The sequence below is a fragment of the Pseudomonas cyclaminis genome (assembly GCF_015163715.1).
GTDB classification, from domain to species: Bacteria; Pseudomonadota; Gammaproteobacteria; order Pseudomonadales; family Pseudomonadaceae; genus Aquipseudomonas; species Aquipseudomonas cyclaminis.
This window is the reverse complement of record NZ_JADDUM010000407.1, coordinates 1-514: the sequence shown is the minus strand read 5'-3', so window position 1 is coordinate 514 and position 514 is coordinate 1. Positions and strand designations below refer to the sequence as shown.

Genomic DNA, 514 nt, shown 5'->3' with positions numbered 1-514 from the left:
GCGCCGGCGCCCTCACCCTCCTCCTCGGCGCTTACTGCGCCATGTTCCAGAATGATCTTAAAGGCCTTTTAGCCTACTCCACCATCAGCCACCTCGGGCTGATCACCTTGTTGCTGGGCCTTAACAGCCCGCTGGCGGCCGTCGCCGCTGTGTTCCATATCCTCAACCACGCCACCTTCAAGGCCTCGCTGTTCATGGCGGCGGGCATCATCGACCCACGAAAGCGGCACGCGGGATATCCGCAAGCTCAGCGGCCTGGTGCGCCTGATCCCGTTCACCGCGACCCTGGCGATGGTGGCCAGTGCCTCCATGGCCGGCGTGCCGTTGCTCAATGGCTTCCTGTCCAAAGAGATGTTCTTCGCCGAAACCGTGTTTATCTCGGCGACAAAATGGGTGGAAATTGCCCTGCCGGTGATCGCGACCATCGCCGGCACTTTCAGCGTGGCCTATGCCCTGCGCTTTACCGTCGATGTGTTCTTCGGTCCGCCTGCAAAAGACCTGCCCCACACCCCCC

1 pseudogene is annotated in these 514 nt (G+C 62.1%); it reads left to right on the top strand.

What is annotated here, in order from left to right:
• Positions 1-514 (top strand): annotated as a pseudogene (locus IQK56_RS30855) (proton-conducting transporter transmembrane domain-containing protein); the annotation flags it as partial.